Annotated in this window: 19 protein-coding genes; 10 read left to right on the top strand and 9 right to left on the bottom strand. The window is 72.2% G+C overall.

Annotation, left to right across the window (positions count from 1 at the left end; all coding sequences use genetic code 11):
- Positions 1-38 precede the first annotated feature (38 nt).
- The 4 genes from K3N28_RS06405 (at position 39) to K3N28_RS06390 (ending at position 5,254) form a co-directional block, all read left to right on the top strand.
- The gene (locus K3N28_RS06405) at positions 39-926 is read left to right on the top strand and encodes a lytic transglycosylase domain-containing protein (protein WP_228091657.1); all 888 of its coding nucleotides are present in this window, start codon (positions 39-41) and stop codon (positions 924-926) included.
- 73 nt (positions 927-999) lie between these two features.
- Complete coding sequence (locus tag K3N28_RS06400; RefSeq protein WP_228091656.1) at positions 1,000-2,040, top strand: GNAT family N-acetyltransferase; 1,041 nt, start codon at positions 1,000-1,002, stop codon at positions 2,038-2,040.
- Positions 2,041-2,110: 70 nt separating this feature from the next.
- On the top strand, positions 2,111-3,877 hold the full coding sequence (locus K3N28_RS06395; protein ID WP_228091655.1) for a TrkA family potassium uptake protein: 1,767 nt from the start codon (positions 2,111-2,113) through the stop codon (positions 3,875-3,877).
- 123 nt (positions 3,878-4,000) lie between these two features.
- Positions 4,001-5,254, top strand: coding sequence for a serine protease (locus K3N28_RS06390; RefSeq protein WP_228091654.1), 1,254 nt, complete (start codon positions 4,001-4,003; stop codon positions 5,252-5,254).
- A gap of 300 nt (positions 5,255-5,554) precedes the next feature.
- Here the strand turns inward: K3N28_RS06390 and mqnC are convergent, their stop codons facing one another.
- The 6 genes from mqnC to K3N28_RS06360 form a co-directional block, all read right to left on the bottom strand.
- Positions 5,555-6,700 (bottom strand): cyclic dehypoxanthinyl futalosine synthase, encoded by a 1,146-nt coding sequence (gene mqnC, locus K3N28_RS06385; RefSeq protein WP_228091653.1) that lies wholly within the window; start codon positions 6,698-6,700, stop codon positions 5,555-5,557.
- A gap of 106 nt (positions 6,701-6,806) precedes the next feature.
- A complete protein-coding gene (locus K3N28_RS06380; protein WP_228091652.1) occupies positions 6,807-7,580 on the bottom strand; it encodes an FAD-binding oxidoreductase in 774 nt (257 codons plus the stop codon).
- A 29-nt stretch (positions 7,581-7,609) separates the two neighbouring features.
- A complete protein-coding gene (locus K3N28_RS06375) occupies positions 7,610-8,506 on the bottom strand; it encodes a menaquinone biosynthetic enzyme MqnA/MqnD family protein (RefSeq protein ID WP_228091651.1) in 897 nt (298 codons plus the stop codon).
- A 130-nt stretch (positions 8,507-8,636) separates the two neighbouring features.
- Positions 8,637-8,927, bottom strand: a complete 291-nt coding sequence (locus tag K3N28_RS06370; protein WP_228091650.1) for an HPr family phosphocarrier protein — start codon at positions 8,925-8,927, stop codon at positions 8,637-8,639.
- Positions 8,928-9,267: 340 nt separating this feature from the next.
- A complete protein-coding gene (locus K3N28_RS06365; RefSeq protein WP_228091649.1) occupies positions 9,268-12,075 on the bottom strand; it encodes a hypothetical protein in 2,808 nt (935 codons plus the stop codon).
- 107 nt (positions 12,076-12,182) lie between these two features.
- Positions 12,183-13,598: a C40 family peptidase gene (locus K3N28_RS06360; protein WP_228091648.1), complete on the bottom strand. Its 1,416-nt coding sequence runs from the start codon at positions 13,596-13,598 to the stop codon at positions 12,183-12,185.
- 414 nt (positions 13,599-14,012) lie between these two features.
- On the opposite strand from K3N28_RS06360, the gene mqnE reads away from it, so the two are divergent.
- From mqnE to K3N28_RS06345, 3 genes are read left to right on the top strand one after another with little or no spacing between them, the layout of a single operon-like run.
- A complete protein-coding gene (mqnE, locus tag K3N28_RS06355; protein ID WP_228091647.1) occupies positions 14,013-15,188 on the top strand; it encodes an aminofutalosine synthase MqnE in 1,176 nt (391 codons plus the stop codon).
- Between the two features lie 16 nt (positions 15,189-15,204).
- Positions 15,205-15,618 (top strand): hypothetical protein, encoded by a 414-nt coding sequence (locus K3N28_RS06350; RefSeq protein ID WP_228091646.1) that lies wholly within the window; start codon positions 15,205-15,207, stop codon positions 15,616-15,618.
- Complete coding sequence (locus K3N28_RS06345) at positions 15,615-15,860, top strand: DUF4229 domain-containing protein (protein ID WP_228091645.1); 246 nt, start codon at positions 15,615-15,617, stop codon at positions 15,858-15,860. Before K3N28_RS06350 ends, K3N28_RS06345 begins: the two co-directional genes overlap by 4 nt.
- Before the next feature lie 66 nt (positions 15,861-15,926).
- Here K3N28_RS06345 and K3N28_RS06340 read toward each other — a convergent pair whose 3' ends face one another.
- On the bottom strand, positions 15,927-16,682 hold the full coding sequence (locus tag K3N28_RS06340) for an oxidoreductase (RefSeq protein ID WP_228091644.1): 756 nt from the start codon (positions 16,680-16,682) through the stop codon (positions 15,927-15,929).
- A gap of 338 nt (positions 16,683-17,020) precedes the next feature.
- Between K3N28_RS06340 and acs the strand changes: the two genes are divergently transcribed.
- From acs to K3N28_RS06325, 3 genes are all read left to right on the top strand, one after another.
- Positions 17,021-18,979 carry an acetate--CoA ligase gene (acs, locus tag K3N28_RS06335; protein WP_228091643.1) on the top strand — a complete coding sequence of 653 codons (1,959 nt, stop codon included), beginning with the start codon at positions 17,021-17,023 and terminating at the stop codon, positions 18,977-18,979.
- Between the two features lie 437 nt (positions 18,980-19,416).
- Positions 19,417-20,337, top strand: coding sequence for an alpha/beta fold hydrolase (locus K3N28_RS06330; RefSeq protein WP_228091642.1), 921 nt, complete (start codon positions 19,417-19,419; stop codon positions 20,335-20,337).
- A 90-nt stretch (positions 20,338-20,427) separates the two neighbouring features.
- Positions 20,428-21,564, top strand: a complete 1,137-nt coding sequence (locus K3N28_RS06325; RefSeq protein ID WP_228091641.1) for an amidohydrolase — start codon at positions 20,428-20,430, stop codon at positions 21,562-21,564.
- A 153-nt stretch (positions 21,565-21,717) separates the two neighbouring features.
- Here K3N28_RS06325 and K3N28_RS06320 read toward each other — a convergent pair whose 3' ends face one another.
- Both K3N28_RS06320 and K3N28_RS06315 read right to left on the bottom strand, forming a co-directional pair.
- The gene (locus K3N28_RS06320) at positions 21,718-21,930 is read right to left on the bottom strand and encodes a hypothetical protein (protein ID WP_228091640.1); all 213 of its coding nucleotides are present in this window, start codon (positions 21,928-21,930) and stop codon (positions 21,718-21,720) included.
- A gap of 1,005 nt (positions 21,931-22,935) precedes the next feature.
- Complete coding sequence (locus tag K3N28_RS06315) at positions 22,936-23,805, bottom strand: alpha/beta fold hydrolase (RefSeq protein WP_228091639.1); 870 nt, start codon at positions 23,803-23,805, stop codon at positions 22,936-22,938.
- Positions 23,806-23,836 lie beyond the last annotated feature (31 nt).

Here is a 23,836-nt window from a genome sequence, read left to right as displayed (position 1 = left end):
CCCGTCACGCCCCGATCGAGAAAGGACGATCCGTTCCCGTGTGGTTCGCGCTCCTCCTCCGCCGCATCGCCGTCCTGCCGTGGCGGGCCCTCAAGGCCCTCGGCAGGGGTCTGCGCGCCTGCCACCGCGGGCTGCGCGCCCCGGCCGGACGCCTCGGCGTCCAGGTCGCCGCGACGACCCTGGCGCTCGCCGGGGCGCTCGCCGCGGGCTGGTTCATCGTGCCCGGGGCGGGCCCGGCCTGGTCCTACGGGACCGAGCCGACCCCCGAGACCGAAGAGCCCCCGCTCGTGCTCAGCCCCGAGGGCGCCCTGGAGAACGCCCCCGATCCGGGCCTGCCGGCCGACACCGAGCCGGTGGGCGACACGGTGACCGCCGAGTCGCCGGCCCAGTCCCCGACGCAGTCCCCCACCGAGGCCGCCACGACTCCGGCGGGGCCGGCGGACATCGAGTCGTGGGCCGCGAGCCTCAGCGCGCTGGGAATCCCCGAGCGGGCCCTGGTCGCGTACGGCCGCGCCGAGCTCCTCTCCGCGGTCGAGAACCCCGACTGCAACCTCACGTGGACCACCCTGGCGGGGATCGGCGCGACCGAGACCAACCACGGGACGCACGGCGGGAACCGGATCCAGGCGGACGGCACCACGATGACCGAGATCATCGGCGCCGAGTACGCCGAGATGGGCCCCATGCAGTTCCTCCCCAGCACGTGGGAGCGCTGGAAGGCCGACGGCGACGAGGACGGCGTCCACAACCCGCACGACATCGACGACGCGGTGACGGCCGCCGCGAACTACCTCTGCCACGACGGCCGCGACATGTCGACGCCCGCCGGCTGGTACGAGGGCGTCTTCAGCTACAACCACCTCGACAGCTACGTCCGGAAGGTCTTCGACCGGGCGGACGAATACGGCAGGAAGAGCACGGCTTGACATCAGGCCCCGAATCGCAGCATTCCGTGAGGCGGGGGTTCCGTTCGGTGACGATTTCGGGTAAGGATAAGAGATGCCCCTGAAGCGGCTCGCTCCCGGCGAGATGACGGACGACGACCTCCGCGACTGGTGCTCGGTGCTCAACGACATGACCGCCGCGGACATGCCCGCCGAGCCGCGATGGCGCACCGACCGCCTCGGCGACTACCTCACCGGGATCCTGCCCGGGGACCGGCGGTTCCTGTTCCTGGACCGCGACGCCGACGGCGACCTCGTGGGCCACGCCAGCCTCGTCCTCTTCAGCGGCGACCAGAGCGGCGGCGAGCAGGCCGGCACCGGCGTCGTCGAGATGTCCACCCGCCCCTCCGCGCGCGGCAAGGGGGTCGGCTCCCGGCTGCTGCGCGCCGTCGCCGAATGCGCCAAGGAGCACGGCTGCAAGACCCTCTCCGTCGAGGTCATCGCCACCACCCCCGCGGTCGGCTTCTACGACCGGCACGGTTTCGCCCGCACCGAGGTCGAGCAGCGCCACCTCCTGCGCTGGGCCGAGATCGACTGGGAGAAGATCGAGCACGCCGCCGGGCGCCTCGCCGCCGGATACCGCCTCGAGTACCACGCCGGGGGCCTCCCCGACCGCCTCATGGACTCCTACGCCGACGTCAAGGCCAACCTGCGCTCCAGCCCCGGCAACGTCGCGTTCGTCCCCGAATGGCGCGGCTCGGCGTACGCGCCGGCCCTGCGCGACTCGTTCGCGACCCTCGCCCGCCGCGGCATGCGCTCGCACATCGCCGTCGCCGTCAGCGAGCCCTACGGGAACGTCGTGGGCCTCACCGAACTCGTCGTCTCCGCGCAGCGGCCCACCCGCGCCGACCAGTACGACACCGTCGTCGCCCCCGAGCACCGCTCCTACGGGCTCGCCATGACCATGAAGGCCCGGCTGCTCACCGAGCTGCGCCGCGCCGAGCCGCAGCTCGTGGACGTCCAGACCTGGACCCTGGAGGCCGCCGACGACGTCCGCTGGATCAACGCCGAACTCGGCTTCGTCCACGACGTCGACTGGTACGACTACGAGACCGACGTCGACGAGCTCCTCGCGCGGCTCGCCGACCGCCGCTAGCGCGCTCCCACGGTCCGAACCGAATGATCTTGGGCCGCAATCGTTTGCGAACGGTCCGTACACTCGTCCCATGCACCCCCGGCATGCACGCTTCGACGACGGTCCCGCCGAGCGCCGCGTCATCGTGGTGGGCGACAACGGACTGACGCTCCGCTTCATCAAGCACCTCATCGAGCGCTACGCCTTCCGCGTCATCGCCGTCTTCCCCGACGGCCCCGGCGGGCAGCGCGACGAGATCCGCAAAGAGGCCGAGAACAACCGCAACCTCGTGGTCTACACCCGGCCCGCGATCACCGCCGAGGCCGTCCGGGAGGCCGGGCTCACCGACGCGTACGCGGTGGCCCTCATGGACCAGAACGACGTCGGCAACCTCCACCTGGCGCTGAAGATCCGGGAGATGTCCCACTACCTCGGCGACGAGACCCTGCCGCGCCTGGTCATCCGCATGTACAACAGCGGACTGCGCGACAACATCCAGAAGCTCCTCGGCGACGACGAGGACGGCGTGTACGTCGAGTCCGACGCCGACATGGTCGCCGACACGTACGCGCTGGCGGCGCTCCAGCAGCTCCCGCCGGGCGACATCGACGTGTGGGGGCGCCGGCTGTACCTGTCGCGGCGGCGCGAGGAGCGCGCCGAGTCGCAGTGGATCGTCGCGAGCGGCAACCAGGCGGGCATCGAGCTCATCCCCGAGGACGAGACCGAGGCGCTCCGGTACCTGTGCCTGGCCCGGGACCGGCGGCAGGCGCGGATCCGCCCGACCGTGACGTCGGCGGTGCGGGCGGTCAAGGAGTCGGCCGGTTCCCTGCGGGGGATGCTCAACAAGAGCCTCATGGCGCTCGCGCTCGCGCTGTTCGTGATCTTCCTCGCCGGGTTCGCCGTGCTGGCGCGCAACAACAGCGGCTCGAACCCGCCCGGCGGCGAAGGCGACGTGTTCTACCTGCTCGCGCTGCTCGCCGGCGGCGGCATCGACCCGGACATGAAGGCGGACGGCCTGCTCAAGGCCACGCACGCGGTGGTGGTCCTGAGCGGCTCGCTCCTGATCCCGTTCGCGACCGGCGCCATCGTGCAGGCCGTGGTCGACCGGCGGTACGCGCTCTCGGAGGGCCGGCGCACCCGGCGGGCGCGCGACCACGTGATCGTCGTGGGCCTGGGCAACATGGGGACCCGCGTGGTCGAGAAGCTCCGGGACCGGAAGATCCCGGTGGTGGCGATCGAGAAGAACCGCGACGCGATGGGCGTGCGGGCCGCGCGGTCGAAGGGCGCGCAGGTGCTGCTCGGCGACGCCAGCAGCCAGGAGATCCTGAAGGAGGCCGACATCGGGCACTGCCGGTCCCTGGTGACGATGGCCAAACAGGACGAGGCGAACCTGGAGACGGCGCTGTCGGGCCTGGAGTGCAACCCGGGGCTGCGCACCGTCATGCGGATCTACAACCCGGAGTTCGCGGCGCTGATCCGCCAGAACCTGAACCGGTCCACGCCGCCGCAGGAGGCCCCGCCGCACGCCTCCTACAGCGCGCCCGAGGTGGCCTCGGCGAGTTTCGCGCAGCGGCTCACCGACGACAAGGTGCTCGTGACCATCCCGGTGCGCGGGCACATCGCGTACATCGAGGCGTTCGAGGTCGGCGAGGGCGCGCGGCTCGACGACGCCGCCGCCGAGCTGGCGACGAAGGTCGGCTCGCACCGGCTGATCGCGATCCGGCGCTCGGGCGGCGCGACCAACTGGAACCCGGACGCGGCCTACCGGATCAAGCACGGCGACACGCTGCTGGTCCTGGCGACGCGCAAGGGCCTCAACGACATCCTGGAGCACTGCCGCGCGGCGGCGGAACGGTAGCCCGACGCCCGCCTCGGCGGTGTGACGCTCGCGTTCGCGCCTGCCGCGGCGCAACTTCCGCCCGCCTCGCTCGTTGAACGGTCGACACATCTCTCACGAAAGGGGCCGACCGTGGCGGCAAGCGTGCGGAATCCACGAACCGGGCAGGAGCGGACCGGGCAGGGCGGGGCCGGACGCAAGCGCCGCAAGGCGATCCTGGCGGCGACGGCCGGGGCGCTGGCGGTGGGCGCGGCGGCCGTGGTGGTCCCCAACGCGTTCGCCGACGACGACCCCGTGACCGGCCTCCTGGACCGGACCGCCGAGATCCTGCCGGTCGACGACTCGCTGCTCGGCCTCATCGACGTCGGCCAGGTCGAGGAGCTGACCGAGTCGCTGACGTACGCGGACGGCGCCGACACGGTGAAGGTCTCCGGCCCCGACGCGGGGTACGTGAAGGTCCACTTCGAACGGCTGCTGCTGAACGCGGGCGACTACGTGACGGTGTCGAGCCCCGACGGGTCCGAGTCGTACCGGTACGAGGAGTCGATGGTCGACCGGTGGGCGACCTCGATCACCGGCGACACCGCGATCGTGGAGCTGCACCGCGGCGACGACGCGCCGGTCTCGGCCGCGCTGGGCGCGGTGATCGACAAGGCCGCGTACGGGTTCGCCCCTGACGTGGTGGACGACCTCGTGGCGGAGCGGACCGACCGGTCGCGGCCGGAGGAGAGCATCTGCCAGGGCGACGAGAAGCGGCCCTCGGCCTGCTACCGGACCTCGTACCCGGAGGTGGTGGACCGCTCCGAGCCGGTGGCGCGGCTGCTCATCGACGGGACCGTGCTGTGCACGGCGTTCCGGGTGGGCGAGGCGAACCGGCTGCTGACCAACAACCACTGCTTCAAGGAGACGTGGGAGGCGCAGCAGACCGAGGTGTGGTTCGGCTACGACTGCGTGGCGTGCGGGACGACCCTCGCGAACGCGCCGGTGAAGGTGACGGGCGCGCAGGTCCTGGCGACGTCGAAGTCGTTGGACTACACGCTGTTCACCGTGGACGACTTCGACCGGATCGAGCGGTTCGGGCACCTGGAGCTGGCCAAGGGGGCGGCCCGGCGGGGCGAGGCGATCTACATCCCGCAGCACCCGGCGGGCCGGCCCACGGAGATCGCGATGGACTCCGCGGTGGACGGCGGCAACTGCGTGGTCAAGCAGGCGGTCTACGACGGTTACGTGGCCGGCAGCGACATCGCGTACTACTGCGACACCGAGTTCGGGTCCTCGGGCTCGCCGGTGCTGTCGCGGGACACGCACGAGGTGATCGCCCTGCACCACTTCGGCGGCTGCCCGAACTCGGGCGTGAACGCCCAGCTGATCAAGGCCGAGATCGGCCACCTGATCTGACGGATCCACAGTGAACGGTCGGGGCGGCGATCCATGCGGATCGCCGCCCCGACCGTTCAGACGTGATGTCGTGCCCCGAGCGCATCATGGCGTCGGGGGCGCTTGCGAACGCCCGATTTGCCGGGACACTCCGCTCACCTTTCCGCCACGCGACTCGAGGTCACCGGCGCCGCGCCGATTCGGATCGGGATGCCCGGGCTTCGGCGAAGCCTGCGGGCCGTACCGTGGCGGAGCGCCCCTTTCGCAGGGACCCGCCGCTCGCCTTCAGTTCGCCCGCAGCTCCGCCACAATGGTCGAGCTCTAGCTCATGCTCTCGACGATCGTCGAGAAGTGGGACCGGATCCGGTCGTCGGTCGGGTCGTCGGCGGGGGTCCAGTGGATCGCCATCCGCTCGTACAGGGTGTTGCGCTGCGCGGGGATGCGGTCGGCCGTGCGGATCAGGTCGACGAGCTCCGACAGGCGCGAGCGGTGCCGCGCACCGGCCGAGGAGATCACGTTCTCCTCCAGCATGATCGACCCCAGGTCGTCCACGCCGAGGTGCATGCTCACCTGGCCCGCGGCCTTCCCGGTCGTCAGCCACGACGACTGGAGGTGGCGCACGTTGTGGAAGAACAGCCGCGCGGTCGCCAGCAGCCGCAGGTACTCCATCGCGGTCGCCTGCGTCCGGCCCTTGAGGTGGTTGTTCTCCGGCTGGTAGGTCCACGGGATGAACGAGCGGAACCCGCCGGTGCGGTCCTGCACGTCGCGGATCATCCGCAGGTGCTCGATCCGCTCGGCCGCGGTCTCGCCGGTGCCCATCATCATGGTGGCCGTCGACTCCAGGCCCTGCCGGTGCGCGGCCTCCATGATCTCCAGCCAGCGCTCCCCCGACTCCTTCAGCGGCGCGAGCGCCGTGCGCGGCCGCGCCGGGAGCATCTCGGCGCCGGCCCCGGCGATCGAGTCGAGTCCGGCGGCCTTGATGCGCCGGATGGCCTCGTCGATCGGGACGCCGGAGACCTTCGACATGTGCGCGATCTCCGAGGGCCCGATCGAGTGGATCACCAGCTCGGGGTATTCGCGCTTGACCGAGGAGAACAGCTCCTCGTAGTACTCGACGCCGAAGTCGGGGTGGTGCCCGCCCTGGAGCATGACCTGCGTGGCGCCCAGGCTCACGGCCTCGCCGCAGCGGCGCAGGACCTCTTCCATCGGGTGCGCCCAGCCCTCGTCGTGCTTGGGGGCGCGGTAGAAGGCGCAGAACTTGCACGCGGTGACGCACACGTTCGTGTAGTTGATGTTGCGGTCGATGAGGTAGGTGACGATGTTGTCGCCGATGAGGCGGCGGCGGGCCGTGTCGGCGGCCTCGGCCAGGGGGTGGAAGGGCGCTTCGGTGTAGAGCAGCAGGGCTTCCTCGGCGCCGATGGCGCCGCCGTCGGCGGCGCGGGCGAGGACATCGTCAATCTCGGCCATGCACGAAGCGTAACGCCGGAACGCGTTCGGGGACAGTGCGCCCGATCGCAGTGACTCGTGGATCTCCCCCACAGGACGGGCCGCGGCGAGGCCGCGTGCCGTGCCGCTAGACCGTGTACAGCTCCGTGCGGACGCGCTGCGCGCCGGCGGCTTCGAGGACGTCCTTGACGCCGATGACCATCTCGTAGGGGCCGCAGAGGAACCACTCGTCGACGTCGCGGGGGTCGACGAGCCCGGCGGCGAGGACTTCGCGGAGCCGCTCCGGCGTCAGCCGCCCGGTGAGCAGCGGCGAGTCGCCGGTCGCGCGGGTGCGGATGTGGTGCAGGCGGAACCGTTCGCCGTGGTCGCGTCGGAGGTCGCGCAGCTCCGCGGCGAACATGGTCGACTCCTCGGTGCGGTTGGAGTAGAGGAGCGTCACGGTCGCGCCCGCTTCGAGGGCGGCGGTCGCGATGCCGATGATCGGGGTGATGCCGGAGCCGGCGACGACGGACCCGTAGTGGCGGTCGGACCGGATCTCGGCCCAGAAGTGGCCCAGCGGCGGGAGGACTTCGAGCACGTCGCCCGGGAGGAGCTGCCGGTTCGCGTACCCGGAGAACGAGCCCTTGGGGATCGAGCGGATGCCGAGGCGCAGCGTGCCGTGCTCGGCGAGTTCGCGCGGCGTGGAGGCGAGCGAGTAGGAGCGGCGCACTTCGGAGCCGTCGGATCCGACGCGCTGGAAGGTGAGGTGCTGGCCGGGCTTGAAGTCGAACGCCGGCCGCAGCTCCTCGGGGACGGCGAGGGTGACCTCGACGGCGTCCTCGGTGAGCGACCGGACGCGGCTCACGGTGAGCTTGTGCCACACGGGCCGGTTCTTGCGGGGCTTCTTCAGCTCGACGGCCACTGCGGCGTCCCTTCGTCGTCTCTCGGAGTTCAGCGCCGGACGTCGCGCCCTGACGCGGTCTCCGGCTCGCCGGCTTCGCCGAGGTCGGCGAAGAACTCCGGCCCGCCTTCCGGGAGGGGGGCCATCTCGGTGTAACGGGACGCACGCGACGCGAATTCCCGGAGGCCGGCGAGGTGCCGCTCACTCAGGCCGAACTGGAGGCGCTCGAAGTACTCGGCGAGCGCGGCGGGCGGGAACGGCTCCCAGCGGGCGGCGGAGGCGACGACCTCGTCGATCTCCTCGCGGCTGCGCCGCACCGACTCGCAGAAGGCGAGGTGGACGTCCTTGACGAGGCCGGGGTGGGCTTCGGCGTACTCGCGGCGCACGGCCCAGACGGCGAAGACCATCGGCAGGCCGGTCCAGTCGCGCCATTCGGCGGCGAGGTCGAGCACGTGGTGGCCCTGCGGGTCGTGGTGCACGCGGAGGGCCTCGTCGCCGATGAGGACGGCCGCGTCGGCGCCGTCCAGCGCGGTGTCGAGGTCGGGCTCGGTGACGGTGTAGACGGGTTTGCGGCCGTAGCGGTCCTCGAGGAGCATCCGCCCGAGGAGGACGCCGGTGCGGGAGGTGGAGGCGAGCGAGACGCGCGGGGCGGCGGGGAGGTCGGCGAGGGGGGTCCGGGTGATGAGGTTGACGCTGAGGACCGGTCCGTCGGCGGCCACGGCCGGGTCGGGGACGAGCAGGAGGTCGTCGGCGTGGCGGAGGTATTCGACCAGGGTGATCGGGCCGATGTCGAGGTCGCCGGCGACGAGGCGGCGGCTGAGTTCGTCGGGCGGGGCGCGGTGGAGGTCGATGTCGAGCAGCGCGCCGGTGCGTGCCAGACCCCAGTAGATGGGCAGGCAGTTGAGGAACGCGATGTGGCCGACCCTGGGGCGCCGTGCGGTGTTCACGGTTTCGACCGTAGCCTGTCGCGCGGCAAGCGGCGGCCCCAGCAGGGGCGGCGTCGCCGACATCACCGGAGGCGGAGTGCGGCGGCGTGGCCGCGCGCGTCGCCGTGGTCGGTCGGTCTACGGGGCGGCGCTACTGCTCATCGATGTCCGAGATGTCGACGCCGCCGGTGTCGGCGGCCCCGGTGACCAGGGCGACGAGCCGGTCGAGGATCTCCTCGTCCTCCCCGGCGAGGACGATCTCGTCGCCGGAGCGCACGTCGAGGGTCAGCACCTGCAGGATCGACTTGGCGTCGTGCGCGTCGCCGCCGGGTTTCGCGATCGTCACGTCGGCGCGGGACTCGGACGCGGTGTCGACGAAGACCGTCGCGGGCCGGGCCTGGATCCCGACCTCCGTGCTCACTGTGACACGGCGTTTCGCCATGCTGCTCACCTTTCCCGATCGCGCGGGGACGCGGACCGCCGAACGGTCCGTCCCCGCGAAGCCTGCGGGCCGCCGAGCGGCCCGTCAGCACCAGGATGAACCGACGCAGGGGACGGCGGGCGCGTTTTCGGCTATTGCAACGAAAAGCGGTACACCAAGGCAGGGAAGCCCGAACGGTCGAGAGGCACGGGGACGGCTGCCGTCCCGAGCCTCCACTCGCCCGGGGAAAGGTGGCCGCAGTCCTTCCTCGCGGGGACGACGAAAACCGGCTCGCGCGGCGGCGGTGTCACCCGGTCGTGTGAGCCGCCGCTGCCCTCGTCCGGCTCGGCGACGCGGACCGTCAGGCCCGGTCGTCGCTCTCGTCGGACTTGGCGCCGTAGACCGTCGGGCGCGGCAGCGGGATGTGCTCGGGCAGCTCGGAGCGGTCGAGCAGGTTCTGGACCCGGGCGCGGCCGGGCCGGAAGCCCTCGTCGTCCGCGGGCTCGAGCGACGGCGGCGGGAGCGGGATCGCCCCGGACCGCTTCGTCGGCGGCTCCTCGAACAGGCTGATGTCCGGCGCGTTCACGATCTTCTTGCGCGCCGCCTCGATCTCCGACTTCGGCCCCTCCTCCGGGGCCTCGGTCTTCCGTTCGGGGGTCGGCTCCGGCAGCGGCTCGATCGGGGCCGCGTCGGCGAACGGGCTCTCGAACGGGGCCGCGTCCGAGAACGGGCTGTCGCTCGCGCTCGGGAACGGCCGACCGGGTTCGGGGTGCGGCACCGGCTCCGGCTGCGGCAGCGGGGCCGGATCGGGCTGCGGGAACGGCGGCGCGGGCGCGGGGTCCGGCTGCGGTTCCGGCGTCGGCGGCTGAGGGCTGGGATGCGGCGGCGTCGGTTCCGGATCCGGCACGGGCTCCGGCCGCGGGCTCGGCCGCGGCGGCGTCGGGTCGGGGCGCGGCGTCGGTTCCGGCTGCGGCGGTGTGGGCATACGCGGCGGCGACGGCTCCGGGAGCGGTTCGGGCTGCGGCGGCTGCGGCGGGGTCGGCTCGGGGCCGGGCAGCGGATCGGGCAGCGGCGGCATCGGCCCGGGCGGCGTCGGCTCGGAGTCGGTGAGCGACGGCGCGGCGACGTCGTTCGCGGCGGTCGTGGACTCCTGGACCGTCATGCCCGCCTCCAGCGAGGCGGAGTCGCCCGCGGGTTCCGCATCGTCCGCGGACGCCGCTGCGGCCGTGTCCGAAGCGGGTTCCGCTGTCGCGGACGCCTCCGCCTCGGCGGGCGCTCCGGACGCCGACGGGTCGGCCTCGGCCGGTTCGGCGGCGTCGCTCGCGTCCTCGGCCGCCGCCGGTTCGGCGGATTCGTTCTCGACTTCCGCTTCGGCCGATGCGGCGTTCGAGCCGGCGGTGCTCGACTCAGCGGCGATCGCCTCGTCAGCGTCCGACGCGGACTCGGCCGTATCGGCGTCCAGCTCGATCACCGGTTCGGGAACGTCCACCGCGGGAGGCGCGGGCTCCGGCACGTCGATGCCGACCGCTTCGGCGACCTCCTCCGCGACCTCGGCCGCCTCCTCCAGGTCGGCGCCGGGGCTCGGGGGCTCCACGACCGCCGTCTCGGCGAGCGCGGCGTTCAGTTCCGGTCCGACCGCGGAGGCTTCCGGCTCCGCCGCGCCGTCCTCATCGGACGAAGCGACTGGAGCGGGCGGCAGCGACTCGCCGGGGACGTCGTCGCCCAGTCCGGCGAGCGACGATTCCTCCTCGGCCGACAGTTCGACGTCCTCGTCGCCTTCCTCGGGGTCGGGGATCTCGTCCCACATCGGGCCGTCGTCGTCCTCGACGACCTCGACCGCGGTCGGTCCCGAAGCGGCCGGTGCGGCGGCGCTCTCGGCGGCCGATGCCGGCTCGTTCGGGATCTCGGGCGTGCTGAAGGTCATGACGGGCTCGGAGGGCATCGCGGCCACCGGCTCGCCGACCTCGGCGGACGGCACGCTGAAGCTCGGCGCCGAACTCGGGACGGCGGCGTCCACGACGCCGGCGTCCTGCACCGCACCGGGGGCGGCGCTCGCCTCCCGGACCGCACTCGACGCGCTCGCGGTGTCCGGGTTCGGCGGGGCGTAGGCCGCGCCGGGCACGTTGTCGGCGGGCGGGACGCTGAAACCGGCGGGGGCGGCGGGCGGCGCGGGCGGCTCGGGGACCGCGTCGGCGAACGGCGCCGACGCGGCGGCGGCCTGCGCCGATCCGTTCGGCTTGATCCGCAGGATCTGGGTCCCGTCGGGCACCGGCTCCGGGAGGCCCTGCTGGGCCGCTCCGGAGGCGCCCGATTCGGACGGCAGGCTGAAGCCGGGGTCCGGGGCCGCGAAGGGCGCCCCGGTCACGGGCGTGGAGGCGAGCGGCGGCTCGGCGAACGACGCCCCCGCCGCGGGCGGCGCCGTGTACTGGGCGTCGGGGACCGGCGGGGCCGCGTACTGCTCCGCCACGGGCGGCGAGTACGGCGCGGCCGAAGGCGGCATCGCGGCCACCGGCGGCAGCGACTGCGCCGACTGGAACGGCTGCGGCGGTCGCGACGGGGCCTGCGGGCCGTCGATCGGTCCGCCATGCGGCGGGTACTGCGACTGCATCGGCTGCGGGACCGCGGCCGAGCCCGAGGCCGGACCGTGCGGCTGGTACGCGGGGACCTGGGCCGAACCGGAGTTCGGCGGCATCGCGCCGTACGAGGGCACGGGGGCCGAACCCTGCGGCGGCATGCCCGGAGTCGCGGCCTGCGGGGCCCATCCGCCGGGCGCGGCGTAGCTCGGGGCCGAGGGCGAGCCGGGCGGCGGATTCGCGCCGGGCCGGCCGGGGCTGCCGTACTGCGGCGGGACGGCGGCCTGGCCCTGGTGCGCGCCGTAGCCGCCCTGGTAGGCGCCCGGAGGCGCATAGGACGGTTCGGGGACCGGGGCGGCGCCGTAGGCCTGGTTCGGGGCGGGCGGCGGCGCGTAGCCGTTGTCGCCGCCGGGCGGCGGGTACTGGGGGACGGCCGCCGCGCCGTACGCGGGGGCCGCCGGGGCGGCGTACGAGCCGTACTGGGGTTCGGCCGGGAAGCCCCCGAGCGGCGGCGGCAGCGGCGCCCCGCACTGCGGGCAGCGGCGCTGCCCGGACGTCAGTCGCTGGCCGCAAGAGCTACAGCTGTTTCCGTCCACGGGGCCTCCTTGGGGCTGGAGCGTCGTCAATCGGGCAACTCAACAACCATCGTGCCATCAACCGGTGGCATCCCGTGAGCGCCTTCCCACTTCCGGGGCGGTGCCCGCTACTCCTCCGGTTCACGCGTCGTGGTGCCGGAGTCGGCGTCGGCCGTCGTGGGCGCGGGGGTCTGCTGCTCGTCTTCGGTGGGCGTCTCTGGGTCCTTGGACGGGGTGTCCGACGGCGTCGGGGACGGCGAGCCCGGAGTGCTCGGCGAAGGCGAGGGCGTGGTCCGCGGCGGCGTGGGCGACTCGGTGTCGCTCGGCTTGCTCGGCGTCGGCCGGGGCTCGGTGGGCCGGGGCTCGGTCGGGTCGGGATCGGTCGGATCCGGATCGGTGGTCCCCCCGCCGCCGCCGGGGCTCTGGGTCGGGTTCTCGGCGTTCGGGTCGGTCTGGACCGCGTCGACCACGCGGTGCGCGCCCGCGAAGTTGTCGAACCAGATCGAGCTGATCTTCACGACGTCACCCGTGCGGGGGGCCACGACCATCTTGCCGTCGCCGAGGTACATGCCCGTGTGGTAGACCGAGCGCCAGTTGCCCGGGTCGTCCCACCAGTACAGGAGGTCGCCGGGGAGGAGCTTCTCGGTGTCGACGGGCTTGTCGCGGGTGGCGTTGTACTGGTCGGCGGCCACGCGCGGGAGCGAGACGCCCGCGTGGGCGTACGCCGACTGGACCAGGCCGGAGCAGTCGAAGGAGTCCGGGCCCTCGGCGCCCCACACGTAGGGCTTGCCGAGCTGGGCGAGCGCGTACTCGACCGCCTTCTTCGCCTCGGGGGCGGCGTCCCAGCCGTCGACTTCGGAGGAGAAGTCGTCGGAGTGCTGGGCGGCCTCGGTCTCGCGTTGGTCTTCGAGCTGCTCGAGCTCCTCGCGGTTGTCGGCGATGAGCTCGTCGACGTCCCGCTGGGCCTGGTCGAACTCGGCGTCGAGGGCGGTGTAGCGGCCTTCGGCGCGGGCGGCGGAGAGGACCGCGGCGTCGTAGGCGGCGTGGGCGACGGCCTCGGCGGTCTCGGCCTCCTCGAGGTCGGCGTTGAGGCTCGGCAGGTCCCATTCGCCGCCGAGCGGGGTGAGGCCGGTGAGGTCGGGCAGCTCGGTGTCGGGGACGCCGGCCAGCTCGGCGTAGGCCTCTCCGGCGGCGTGGTCGAGGGCGGCCTGCGCGATCTCGAGATCGGCGGACGCTTCGGTCCACGCGGTCTCGGCGGCGACGCGGCGGTCCTCGCGCGACAGCCATTCGGCTTCGGCGGCGGTGGTCTCCTCCGCGAGCTGCGCGAGCGCGATCTGCGCGGCGTTGATCTGGGAGGCGAGGGGGCCGTCCGGGGTCGTGGGGGTCGTCACGGGGGTGTCGTCGATCGTCCCGCCCGCGGGACGGCTTCCGTCGTCGGGAACGGTGACGCCGGGTTCGGCGAACGACGGCAGTGCGCCACTGAAGACGACGGCGGCCGCGCCGGCGGCGGCGATCACTCGGGCACCGAACCGTGAAACGCGCATGTGAGGTGTCCTTCTGTGGGGGAAGCCACGATTACTGTACCGAAGACACGCAAGCCTCGCATCCGCGGTTGCCCGCCCCAGCGGCAACGTGCCGACCGCCACTCCCGCAGCAGGAGTCGCGGTCGAGCGCGGCTCGGGCACGGCGGGTGCCGGTCGAGCATCGTTCGAGCGCCCGGTCCCTCGACCGGCCTTCCGGTCCGTGTCGCACCTGCCGCGCAGGTTTGCCGTCGGGGGCGCCTGCCGACGGCCGTTCTGCCGGGACACGCCGCGACACTCCGACACTCGCGATCACGTTCACGGCCTCACACCCCGCAACGTGCCCCGGTCCACCGCGTCGCCGCGGCGTTACGCTGGCGGTGCCGAGTTTCGGCCCGCCAGCGTCGCCGGGAGCGACCGCAAGAAGTTGGGAGCGCCATGGACGACAACGCCGAGTTCAAGGCCGGCATCGAAGAGAAGCTCGCGGCCGGCGAGCGGCTGACCTTCGAGGACGGCGTGGGCCTCTACGAGATCGACGACCTCGCCTGGCTCGGCCGCCTCGCGCACGGGGTCCGCACCGCCAAGAACGGCGACCGGACCATGTTCAACGTCAACCGGCACCTCAACCTCACCAACGTCTGCTCCGCCTCCTGCGCCTACTGCTCCTTCCAGCGCAAGCCCGGCGAGGCCGACGCGTACACGATGCGCGTCGAGCAGGCCGTGGCCCTCGCCGAGCAGATGAAGGGCGACGCCCCCACCGAGCTGCACATCGTCAACGGCCTCCACCCGACGCTCCCCTGGCGCTACTACCCGCGGGTCCTCAAGGCGCTCAAGGAGACCCTGCCCGAGGTCAACCTCAAGGCCTTCACCGCGACCGAGGTCCAGTGGTTCGAGAAGATCTCCGGCCTCGGCGCCGACGAGATCCTCGACGAGCTCATCGAGGCCGGCCTCGAATCGCTCACCGGCGGCGGCGCGGAGATCTTCGACTGGGAGATCCGCCAGCACATCGTCGACCACGACTGCCACTGGGAGGACTGGTCGAGGATCCACCGCCTCGCCCACCAGAAGGGCCTGCGCACCCCGGCGACGATGCTCTACGGCCACATCGAGGAGCCCCGCCACCGCGTCGACCACGTGCTGCGCCTGCGCGAGCTCCAGGACGAGACCGGCGGGTTCGCCGTGTTCATCCCGCTGCGCTACCAGCACGACTTCCACGACTCCAAGGACGGCAAGGTCCGCAACAAGCTGCAGGCCCGCACCACCATGGCGAGCCCGGCCGAGTCGCTCAAGGTCTTCGCGGTCTCGCGGCTGCTGCTCGACAACTTCGACCACGTGAAGTGCTTCTGGGTCATGCACGGCCTGGACGTCGCGCAGCTGTCGCTCTCCTTCGGCGCCGACGACCTGGACGGCTCGGTGGTCGAGTACAAGATCACCCACGACGCCGACGAGTACGGCACGCCCGACAAGATGACCCGCGAGGACCTCCTCGAACTCATCCGCGACGCCGGGTTCCGCCCCGTCGAGCGCAACACCCGCTACGACGTGGTGCGCGAGTACGAAGGGCCCCAGCCGATCGGCGAGCGCCGGGCCGAGCCGCAGTCGGTGAAGTTCTAATGGCGGTGGCATCCCAGTGGTAGAGCGCAGCCCCGCCGAACAGCAGCCCAAGGTCGAGCACTTCGGGCAGCTCATGGGCACGGTCCTGGCCTACTTCGTGATGGGCGCGGCGGTCCTGGTCGTCATCGACCTGGTGTTCGTGATCCCGAGCGGGCGCGGCTTCGGGCAGACCTCGGGCTGGATCGCGGCGCTGCCGACCGTGTGGGTGTACACCGAGCAGTTCCGGCGCTACGCGGGCGCGGCCCGCTGGGGCCTCATGGCGGTCGGGGTCCTGCTCGGGCTGGCCGCCGGGCTGGCCGTGACGATCGTCGCGCCCGCGACGTGGCTGCCGATGTACTCGGGCGGCCTGGGCGGCCTCGCGGCCGCGCTCGTCTACGGCGCCTTGTGGTACGCAGGAATCAAAGCATTCGGAGAGGAGCGGTCCGCGTGAACCCGGTCGCCAAGTACTTCCTGGCCCGCCTGGGCCTGCTCGCCGCCGTCGCGGTGCCGCTGATGTTCCTCATCAACGCGCTGCTGGCGCTCGCGATCGGCCTCATCGGCTCGATGCTGCTCGGTTTCGTGCTGCTGAAGGGCCAGCGCGAGGCCATGATCGACCACGTCGACGAGGGCGTCAAGCGCCGCAGGGAAGAGAAGCAGCGGCTGCGCGCCGAACTCGCGGGCGACGACGCCTGACCCCGCTCGCGGCCGGGGCCTTCACCGGCCGGAGGCCGCGAGCGAGCGCGCTCTAGCGGCGTCGCTTCAGCCGACGTCCTTCATCAGCTCGGTACAGATCTGGAGCGTCTCGGCGGCGCCCGCTTCGAGGGCCTTGCCGTAGTGCTTGAGCCACGAGCGCACGCCGTCGGGCGTGCCGGTGGACCAGGCGCGCTGCGCGCCGACGTACTCGGGCTGGCGTTCGAGGTGCCCGGCGTCGACGGTGATGAGCAGCTTCGGGTCGAGTCCCTTGCTGGCGAGGGCGAGCCGGGCGGCGGCGCGGGCGATCACGTTGTTGGCGACCGGGAACGGCTGCACCGCGAGGAGTTCGCCGTGGACGACCGCGGCGGCCATCGCGGCCGGGATCTCCTTGGTCGGGTTGGTGATCAGGGCGCAGAGCGCGTTGATGCGCATCGAACCGGACTGGTCCACCTCGATGCGGCCGGGCTCGAAGCCGCTGCCGGCGTCGCGGAAGTCGCGGGTGGCGAGGAGGTGCAGCTTCGCGAGCACGAAGCGCGGGGAGATCGCCCAGACGGCGGCGAGGCCCGGCAGGGCTTCGGAGACGCGGAGGACGCCGCTGACGACGGGGTCGTCGAAGTCCCTGTCGCGCAGGCGTTCGACGTCGCAGTCGTATCCGTCCAGCGCCAATGTCGCCGACGCGCTGTGCAGGGCCACTTCCGTCGCGACGAGTTCGTCACCGCTGCGGAGGGCCTCGTGCCAGAGCATCCGGTCCACGTTGGCTCTGGCGTTCTCAAGGGCGTCGGCAACCTCGGAGAGTTCGAGGAGAGGCGCGAGAGGATCCACGGGCGGAACCTTACCTTTTGCGTGGGGCACTGATACGGCGCACCGGGCGGGCTAGAGGGCAGTCACAGAATCGTATAGGAGTTCGCGGTCGTGCACCGGTCCGACGATACCTCCCGAAACGGTTCAGCCGGGCCCCCGAAGCGAACGAAACATGAACGATCTGCCTTTCGGCGGCCGTCCGCCGACCGTCCGCGGGCCGTTCGGCGAGGGGCGCTCCCAGATGCCGGTGCCACGGCCTCCGGCCGTATTTGCGCGGCCCGTTTCACGGTAGTGTTGCGGAACATAGACCCGCCTCACAGTCGCGCATCGGCGCGTAGATCTGTAAGGAGCGAATACCCGTGGCATCAACCCCGCAAGAGACTCTCGCCAATCTGCTCTCGGAGAAGCGGACGTTCCCGCCTTCCCCCGAGTTCTCCGAGACGGCGAACGTCGGCGCGGCCGCTTATGAGGAGGCCGCGGCAGACCGGCTGGCCTTCTGGGAGCGGCAGGCCCGCAGGCTCGACTGGTCGAAGGACTGGGACCGGGTCCTGGACTGGGACGACCCGCCGTTCGCGAAGTGGTTCACCGGGGGTGAGCTCAACGTCGCCGCGAACTGCCTGGACCGCCACGTGGAGGCCGGGCTCGGCGACCGGGTCGCGATCCACTTCGAGGGCGAGCCGGGCGACAGCCGGGCCGTGACCTACGCCGAGCTGCTCGACGAGGTCAAGCGCGCCGCGAACACGCTCACCGACCTCGGTGTCGAGGCGGGCGACCGGGTGGTCATCTACATGCCGATGATCCCCGAGGCCGCGGTGGCGATGCTGGCGTGCGCGCGCATCGGCGCGCCCCACTCGGTGGTCTTCGGCGGCTTCAGCGTCGACGCGCTGTCGAGCCGCATCGACGACGCGGGCGCGAAGCTCGTGATCTGCGCGGACGGCGGCTTCCGCAAAGGCAGGCCGTTGCCGCTCAAGGCGACGGTGGACGCGGCGCTGGAGCGGTGCCCGTCGGTCGAGAAGGTCCTGGTGGTCACCCGCACCGGTCAAGAGGTCGAGTGGACCGACAAGGACGTCCGCTGGGAGGAGACGGTCGGCACCGCCTCGAACGTCCATGAGGCGCAGCCGTTCGACGCCGAGCACCCGCTGTTCATCCTGTACACCTCGGGGACCACGGGGAGGCCCAAGGGCATCCTGCACACCTCCGGCGGGTACCTGACGCAGGCGTCCTACACGCACCACGCGGTGTTCGACCTCAAGCCCGAGTCCGACGTGTACTGGTGCACCGCCGACATCGGCTGGGTCACCGGGCACTCCTACATCGTCTACGGCCCCATGTCGAACGGGGCCACGCAGGTCATGTACGAGGGCACGCCGGACACGCCGCACACGGGGCGCTTCTGGGAGATCGTCGAGAAGTACCGGGTGTCGATCCTCTACACCGCGCCGACGGCGATCCGCACGTTCATGAAGTGGGGCGACGACATCCCCGCCAAGTTCGACCTGTCGAGCCTGCGGGTCCTCGGGTCGGTCGGCGAGCCGATCAACCCCGAGGCGTGGATGTGGTACCGCGAGCACATCGGCGGCGGGACCTGCCCGATCGTCGACACGTGGTGGCAGACGGAGACCGGCGCGATCATGGTCTCGCCGCTGCCGGGCGTCACTGCGACCAAGCCGGGCTCGGCCCAGCGGCCGCTGCCGGGGATCACGGTCGACGTCGTGGACGAGCAGGGCGAGTCGGTGCCGGACGGCGGCGGCGGGTTCCTGGTCATCCGCGACCCGTGGCCGTCGATGCTGCGCACCATCTGGGGCGACGACCAGCGGTTCCTCGACACGTACTGGGCGCACTTCGACAAGATGTACTTCGCCGGGGACGGCGCGAAGAAGGACGACGACGGCGACCTGTGGCTGCTCGGCCGCGTGGACGACATCATGCTCGTGAGCGGGCACAACATCTCCACCACGGAGGTCGAGAGCGCGCTGGTGAGCCACGAGACCGTGGCCGAGGCGGCGGTCGTGGGGGCGTCGGACCCGGTGACGGGGCAGGGGATCGTGGCGTTCGTGATCCTGCGCGGCGGCATGGAGTCGAGCGAGGAGCACCTCAAGGAGCTGCGCGCTCACGTGTCGAACACGTTGGGGCCCATCGCGAAGCCGCGGCAGGTGATCGTGGTGGCCGAGCTGCCCAAGACCCGCTCGGGCAAGATCATGCGCCGGCTGCTGCGCGACATCGCCGAAGACCGCGAGATCGGCGACGTCACCACGCTCGCCGACAGCACGGTCATGAGCCGCATCAAGACCGGCCTGCAGAGCGGCAAGGAAGACTAGACGACGGCAAGGGCGCCGAGGCGGGTCGTTCGACCCGCCTCGGCGCCCCTCGTCTGTCCCGCACCCCGCACCCCGCACCCCGCACCCCGCACCCCGCACCCCGCACCCCGCACTCGACGAATTGTCGGCCCCGCCGTGCACCCTTGTGTCCGGGGCGCGCAACGCCGCCGCGCCCGACCGCGGGGGGCGGGGCTCCCCGCGATCTCCGACCGCGACGCTTGTCGAGGATCGCTCCCGCCCGGCATCCGCCTCAGGCCGCCCTCGACTGTCGCGCCCCTGCGCCGTAGTCGCCTCGGGGGCGCCCAATCCCGACACTCCCGACCTCGTGGGCCAGACCCACCCCAGCCGCCACTCCCCTGCGCGCCTCGGCGGTGACCGGCGGCCCGGCCCGGGCTCCGCCGCACCGTGGCCAGGCGGTGACCTCGTACGCTGTGCCCGTGATCCGTAAGACCTTCGCCGACAGCGCCGCCATCAAGCAAGGCCCCTGGACGCACCGGCACATCGACGCCAACGGCTCGCGCTTCCACGTCGTGGAGTCGGGCGAAGGCCCGCTCATCCTGCTGCTGCACGGCTTCCCGGAGTTCTGGTGGGCCTGGCGCCACCAGATCCCGGCCCTCGCCGACGCCGGCTTCCGCGTCGTCGCCGTCGACCTGCGCGGCTACGGCGCCTCCGACAAGCCGCCGCGCGGCTACGACGCCTACACGATGGCCGCCGACGTCGTCGGGCTCGTGCGCGCCCTCGGCGAGCGCGAGGCCACCGTCGTCGGCCACGACCTCGGCGGCATCCTCGGCTTCGCCGCCGCCGCGTTCCACCCCCGCCAGTTCCGATCCCTGATCGTCCTCGGCGCCGCCCACCCGCTGCGCCAGCGCGCCGCGCTCGCGGTCGACCCGAAAGGCCAGCTGGCGGCCTCGCGGCACCTGTTCGCCTTCCAGATGCCCCGCTACGAGCACAAGCTGACCAGTTGGGACGCGAGGAAAGTCGCCGACCTCATGTACGCCTGGTCGGGTCCGGGCTGGCGGGGCACCCGGGACTTCCAGGAGTACGTGCGGGCGTGCCGCGACGTCATCCAGATCCCGCAGGCCGCGTTCTGCGCACTGGAGGCGTTCCGGTGGCCGTTCCGCACCGCGGTCGGGCTGGCCGGGCGGCGGTTCGTGAAGCTCCTGCAGCGCCCGACGCCGGTGCCGACGCTCCAACTGCACGGCGCGCTCGACTCCTGCGTGCTGCCGCGCACCGCGCAGGGCTCGGGCCGGTACATCCACGGCCGCTACGAGTGGAAGCTCCTCGACGGCATCGGGCACTTCCCGCAGCAGGAGACGCCGGAGACGGTGACGAAGGAGATCATCCGTTGGTCGAGTTGAACGCCGCCCAAGCGACCGAGCACTAGCCGGTCGGCTAGTCGATGAGGCAGGATGGTGCGGCAAGCAGCAGTCGATCCTGAAAGCGGGTCCATGTCCGAGTCCTTCGCGCTCCGCGGCGCCCAGATCGTTCCCATCACCGCAGCTCCCGTCGAGAACGGCACGATCATCGTCGAGGACGGCCGCATCAGCGCCGTCGGCGGCGCCGACCTGCCCGTCCCCGACGGCGTCGACGTCGTCGACGCGACCGGCAAGTGGATCCTGCCCGGCCTGATCGACGCCCACACGCACCTGGGCGTCCACGAGATCGCCGAGGGCTGGGCCGGGCAGGACACCAACGAGATGACCGACCCCAACACCGCGTACGTGCGGGCCCTGGACGGCATCAACCCGGCCGAGCGCGGCTTCGCCGAGGCCCTGCAGGGCGGCGTGCTCGCCGTGAACGTGAACCCCGGTTCGGGCAACGTGATCGGCGGTGAGACCGTCGCGATCAAGACCGTCGGGCGCTACGTGGACGAGATGGTGCTGCGCTCGCCGTCGGGCGTGAAGTCGGCGCTCGGCGAGAACCCGAAGCGGGTCTACGGCGAGCAGAAGAAGACCCCGTCCACGCGCCTCGGCACGGCCGGGGTGCTGCGGCAGGCGTTCGTGGAGGCCGAGAACCACCGCGCCGGCGACGCGCCCGCCCGCGATCTGAAGCTCGAGGTCCTGGGCAAGGTCCTCGACCGCGAGATCCCGTGGCGGCAGCACTGCCACCGCGCCGACGACATCGCCACGGCGATGCGCGTGGCCGAGGAGTTCGGCTACGACCTCGTGCTCGACCACGGGACCGAGGCGCACCTGCTCGCCGACGTCATCGCCGAGCGGGGCATTCCGGTGATCTTCGGGCCGCTGCTGTGCTCGCGCTCCAAAGTGGAGACAGTCAACCGGTGGCCGGAGAACGCCGCGAAGCTCGCCGCCGCGGGCGTGACGCTGGCGATCACGACCGACCACCCGGTGGTCCCGATCGAGCACCTCGTCATCCAGGTGATGCTGGCGGTCAAGGCCGGCCTCGACCGCGACACGGCGCTGCGGTCGGTGACCATCAACCCCGCGAAGATCATGGGCGTCGACGACCGCCTCGGCTCGCTCGAAGCGGGCAAGGACGCGGATCTCTGCGTGTGGTCGGGAGACCCGCTGGACATCTACTCGACGGTGGAGCGGGCTTACATCGAAGGCAGGCAGGTCGCCTGAGACCCCGGCCCGACCGGCGCCGACGGCATGGCGGTCGGAGTCCGGGACGGCGGCGCTGTGGAGGCGGGGTCGCCGCCCCGGACGACTGGGCGGGCACGGTTCAGGGCCGGGAAGCGCGCGCTTCCCGGCCCTGAGCCTGTCTCATTCGGTCGTTCAGGCGGCTCGGCGGACGTCGGCCCGCTTCGGGAGCGCGGCTCCGGAGGACGCCCGCAGGTCGCGGGCGATGAAGCCGCCGCGAACGGCGGTGATGCCGCCCGCGATCCGGCTGAGCAGCGTGGGACGGTCGGGAACGACCGGAGCGTCGGGCAGGGCCGACCGTGCTTCGGAGTTCACGAACTGAATGGCCAAGAACGCGTAAGGGTCCATCGGTGTTCCTTCCGGGCGGTGATGCGAATGCGTGCCGCGCCGGTGCGGCGGTGAGGCCCGTTCCGCGTTGACGAGAACGGCCGGAATGGATGTCCGGCGGCGCGGATGGTTCCCGGGCCTCGCCGACTACTCTGACCGCTCAGTGTCTCCGGCTCATTACGCCGCAGAAAACCCTCGGGCAAGCCTGGTGAACACCGAGGTGCCGATGATGCACCACGTCACAACCGTTGGGGGCCCGGCCGATTCGCGAATCGGCGGAGCGTCGCAGGGCGTTTCGGTCGTCAGGTCTGCTCGTGGAGGGCGCCCACGGCGGACCAGCCCTTCGGTGCGGCGGCCGACGCGTCCCCATCACGGCGCTACCGGCAAGGCGCCGCGCCGGTGGTCGAGATCGGCGTAGCACCGCGCCGCACCGGGATCGAGCGGGGCGCGACGCCATTCGACGTCACCGGAGTTCCCGCCGTGCTCGGCCCGCAGCCTCAGGTTGACGGAGCCCCGGCCGGGTTCCCCGTGCCTTGCATCGGTGTTCTCCCAGGAAGCGGGTACCTCCGCCGTGCAGGCGGAGTCGATGGACGCCGGAAAGGCCATCGGCGAACCGCCGCCTGCCGCATGGGCGGCCACCGGCCGGGTATCCCCTGATCCGCGAGCAGAGGGAGAGACATGTCTGATCGACGCACGACTCATGACGGCGGCGCGCTGGGCGGCCCCAACCCGGGCGATCCGAACGCGCCCGACCCGGTACAGCCGGTCCGCAGACCCAACGAGCCCGACCCGATGCAGCCGATTCCGGAGCCGAACCGGCCCGACCCGATGCGTCCATACCCTGAACCCGGTGAGCCCGACCCGACGCGCCCGATACCGGGCGAACCGTCCCCGCCGCGACCGCTGTAAGGGGGTCGCCGGCAGCGGGGAGGCCGGCGACGGCGCCGTCGCCTCGCCCTTCAGGCCGGCCATCGGGCTGCGGGGGCGAAAGGCATCCGGTCCTCAGCGGCGACGGTGCCGCGGTGTTCACCGCTCGGCGGTGTGCGCGAGGAGCGCGGCGACCACGTCGTCCCACAGCGGCGGCGGGACGATCTCGTGGCCGGTCCGCTCCATCGCGATCAACCGCGCGCCCGGGATCTCGGAGGCCAGGGCCTCACCGTGGCCGAAGGGGAACATGGGGTCTTCGGTCCCGTGCAGCACCAAGGTCGGCGCTTGGATCTCGCCCAGGCGGTCGCGCCACGGCTTCCCCGGATCCAGCAGGAAGGGATTGGTCATCTGAGCCGCCAGGTCGGCGGAGCGGTCGAACGTGCGCCCTGCCGACTCGCGCATCGCGGCCTCGTCGAACGGACGCGTCCGCGCCGCATAGGGGCGTTCGCCTTCGACGATGGCCTCTATGGCGGCAGCGCGGTCCGACCAGTCGACCTCAGGCGGGTCTTCGGTGAAGAGGGCTTGAATCTCAGGAGCCGGCGGCGGCAGGTCCGGGTACGAGTGGCCCGGGCCTCCCGGCGTCCCTGAGGCGAGGGTGAGGGTCGCCACTGCGGCGCGGTGGTCGAGCGCGAGCAGTTGCGCGACCGCCGCCCCCTGGGACATGCCGACGACGTGGACGGCCGACAGGCCCAGGACGTCGATCAGACCGGCGGCGTCGTCCACCAGATCCCGCAGCGTGTACGCCGGGGCGCCCGCCTCGTCACCGGTCGAGCGGCCGGCGTCGCGGCCGTCGTAGCGGATGACGAACCGCGACCCCGCGGCGATGCGTCGGCACAGCGCCTCCGGCCAGGCGGTCATGGAGTGCCCTGCGCCGTGGACGAGCAGGACCGCCGGCTCGCGGGGATCGCCGAACGTCTCGGTGCACAGGTCGACGCCGTCGACGGTGTGGATCTTCTCATTGGAGGCCATGGCCGGTTCCCTTCTCGAAGTATTCGTTACA

The sequence above is a fragment of the Glycomyces sp. TRM65418 genome (assembly GCF_019710475.1).
In the GTDB taxonomy this organism is placed as follows: Bacteria; Actinomycetota; Actinomycetes; order Mycobacteriales; family Micromonosporaceae; genus Glycomyces.
Note: the sequence above shows the minus strand (reverse complement) of the source record. Positions and strands in the feature narration are given on the sequence as shown.

What these genes read in the sequence shown, in the direction of transcription:
- K3N28_RS06400 (WP_228091656.1), top strand. Translation starts at nt 1,000, where the DNA reads ATGCCCCTGAAGCGGCTCGCTCCCGGCGAGATGACGGACGACGACCTC.
- K3N28_RS06395 (WP_228091655.1), top strand. Translation starts at nt 2,111, where the DNA reads ATGCACCCCCGGCATGCACGCTTCGACGACGGTCCCGCCGAGCGCCGC.
- mqnC (WP_228091653.1), bottom strand. Translation starts at nt 6,700, where the DNA reads ATGGCCGAGATTGACGATGTCCTCGCCCGCGCCGCCGACGGCGGCGCC.
- K3N28_RS06370 (WP_228091650.1), bottom strand. Translation starts at nt 8,927, where the DNA reads ATGGCGAAACGCCGTGTCACAGTGAGCACGGAGGTCGGGATCCAGGCC.
- K3N28_RS06360 (WP_228091648.1), bottom strand. Translation starts at nt 13,598, where the DNA reads ATGCGCGTTTCACGGTTCGGTGCCCGAGTGATCGCCGCCGCCGGCGCG.
- mqnE (WP_228091647.1), top strand. Translation starts at nt 14,013, where the DNA reads ATGGACGACAACGCCGAGTTCAAGGCCGGCATCGAAGAGAAGCTCGCG.
- K3N28_RS06325 (WP_228091641.1), top strand. Translation starts at nt 20,428, where the DNA reads ATGTCCGAGTCCTTCGCGCTCCGCGGCGCCCAGATCGTTCCCATCACC.
- K3N28_RS06320 (WP_228091640.1), bottom strand. Translation starts at nt 21,930, where the DNA reads ATGGACCCTTACGCGTTCTTGGCCATTCAGTTCGTGAACTCCGAAGCA.
- K3N28_RS06315 (WP_228091639.1), bottom strand. Translation starts at nt 23,805, where the DNA reads ATGGCCTCCAATGAGAAGATCCACACCGTCGACGGCGTCGACCTGTGC.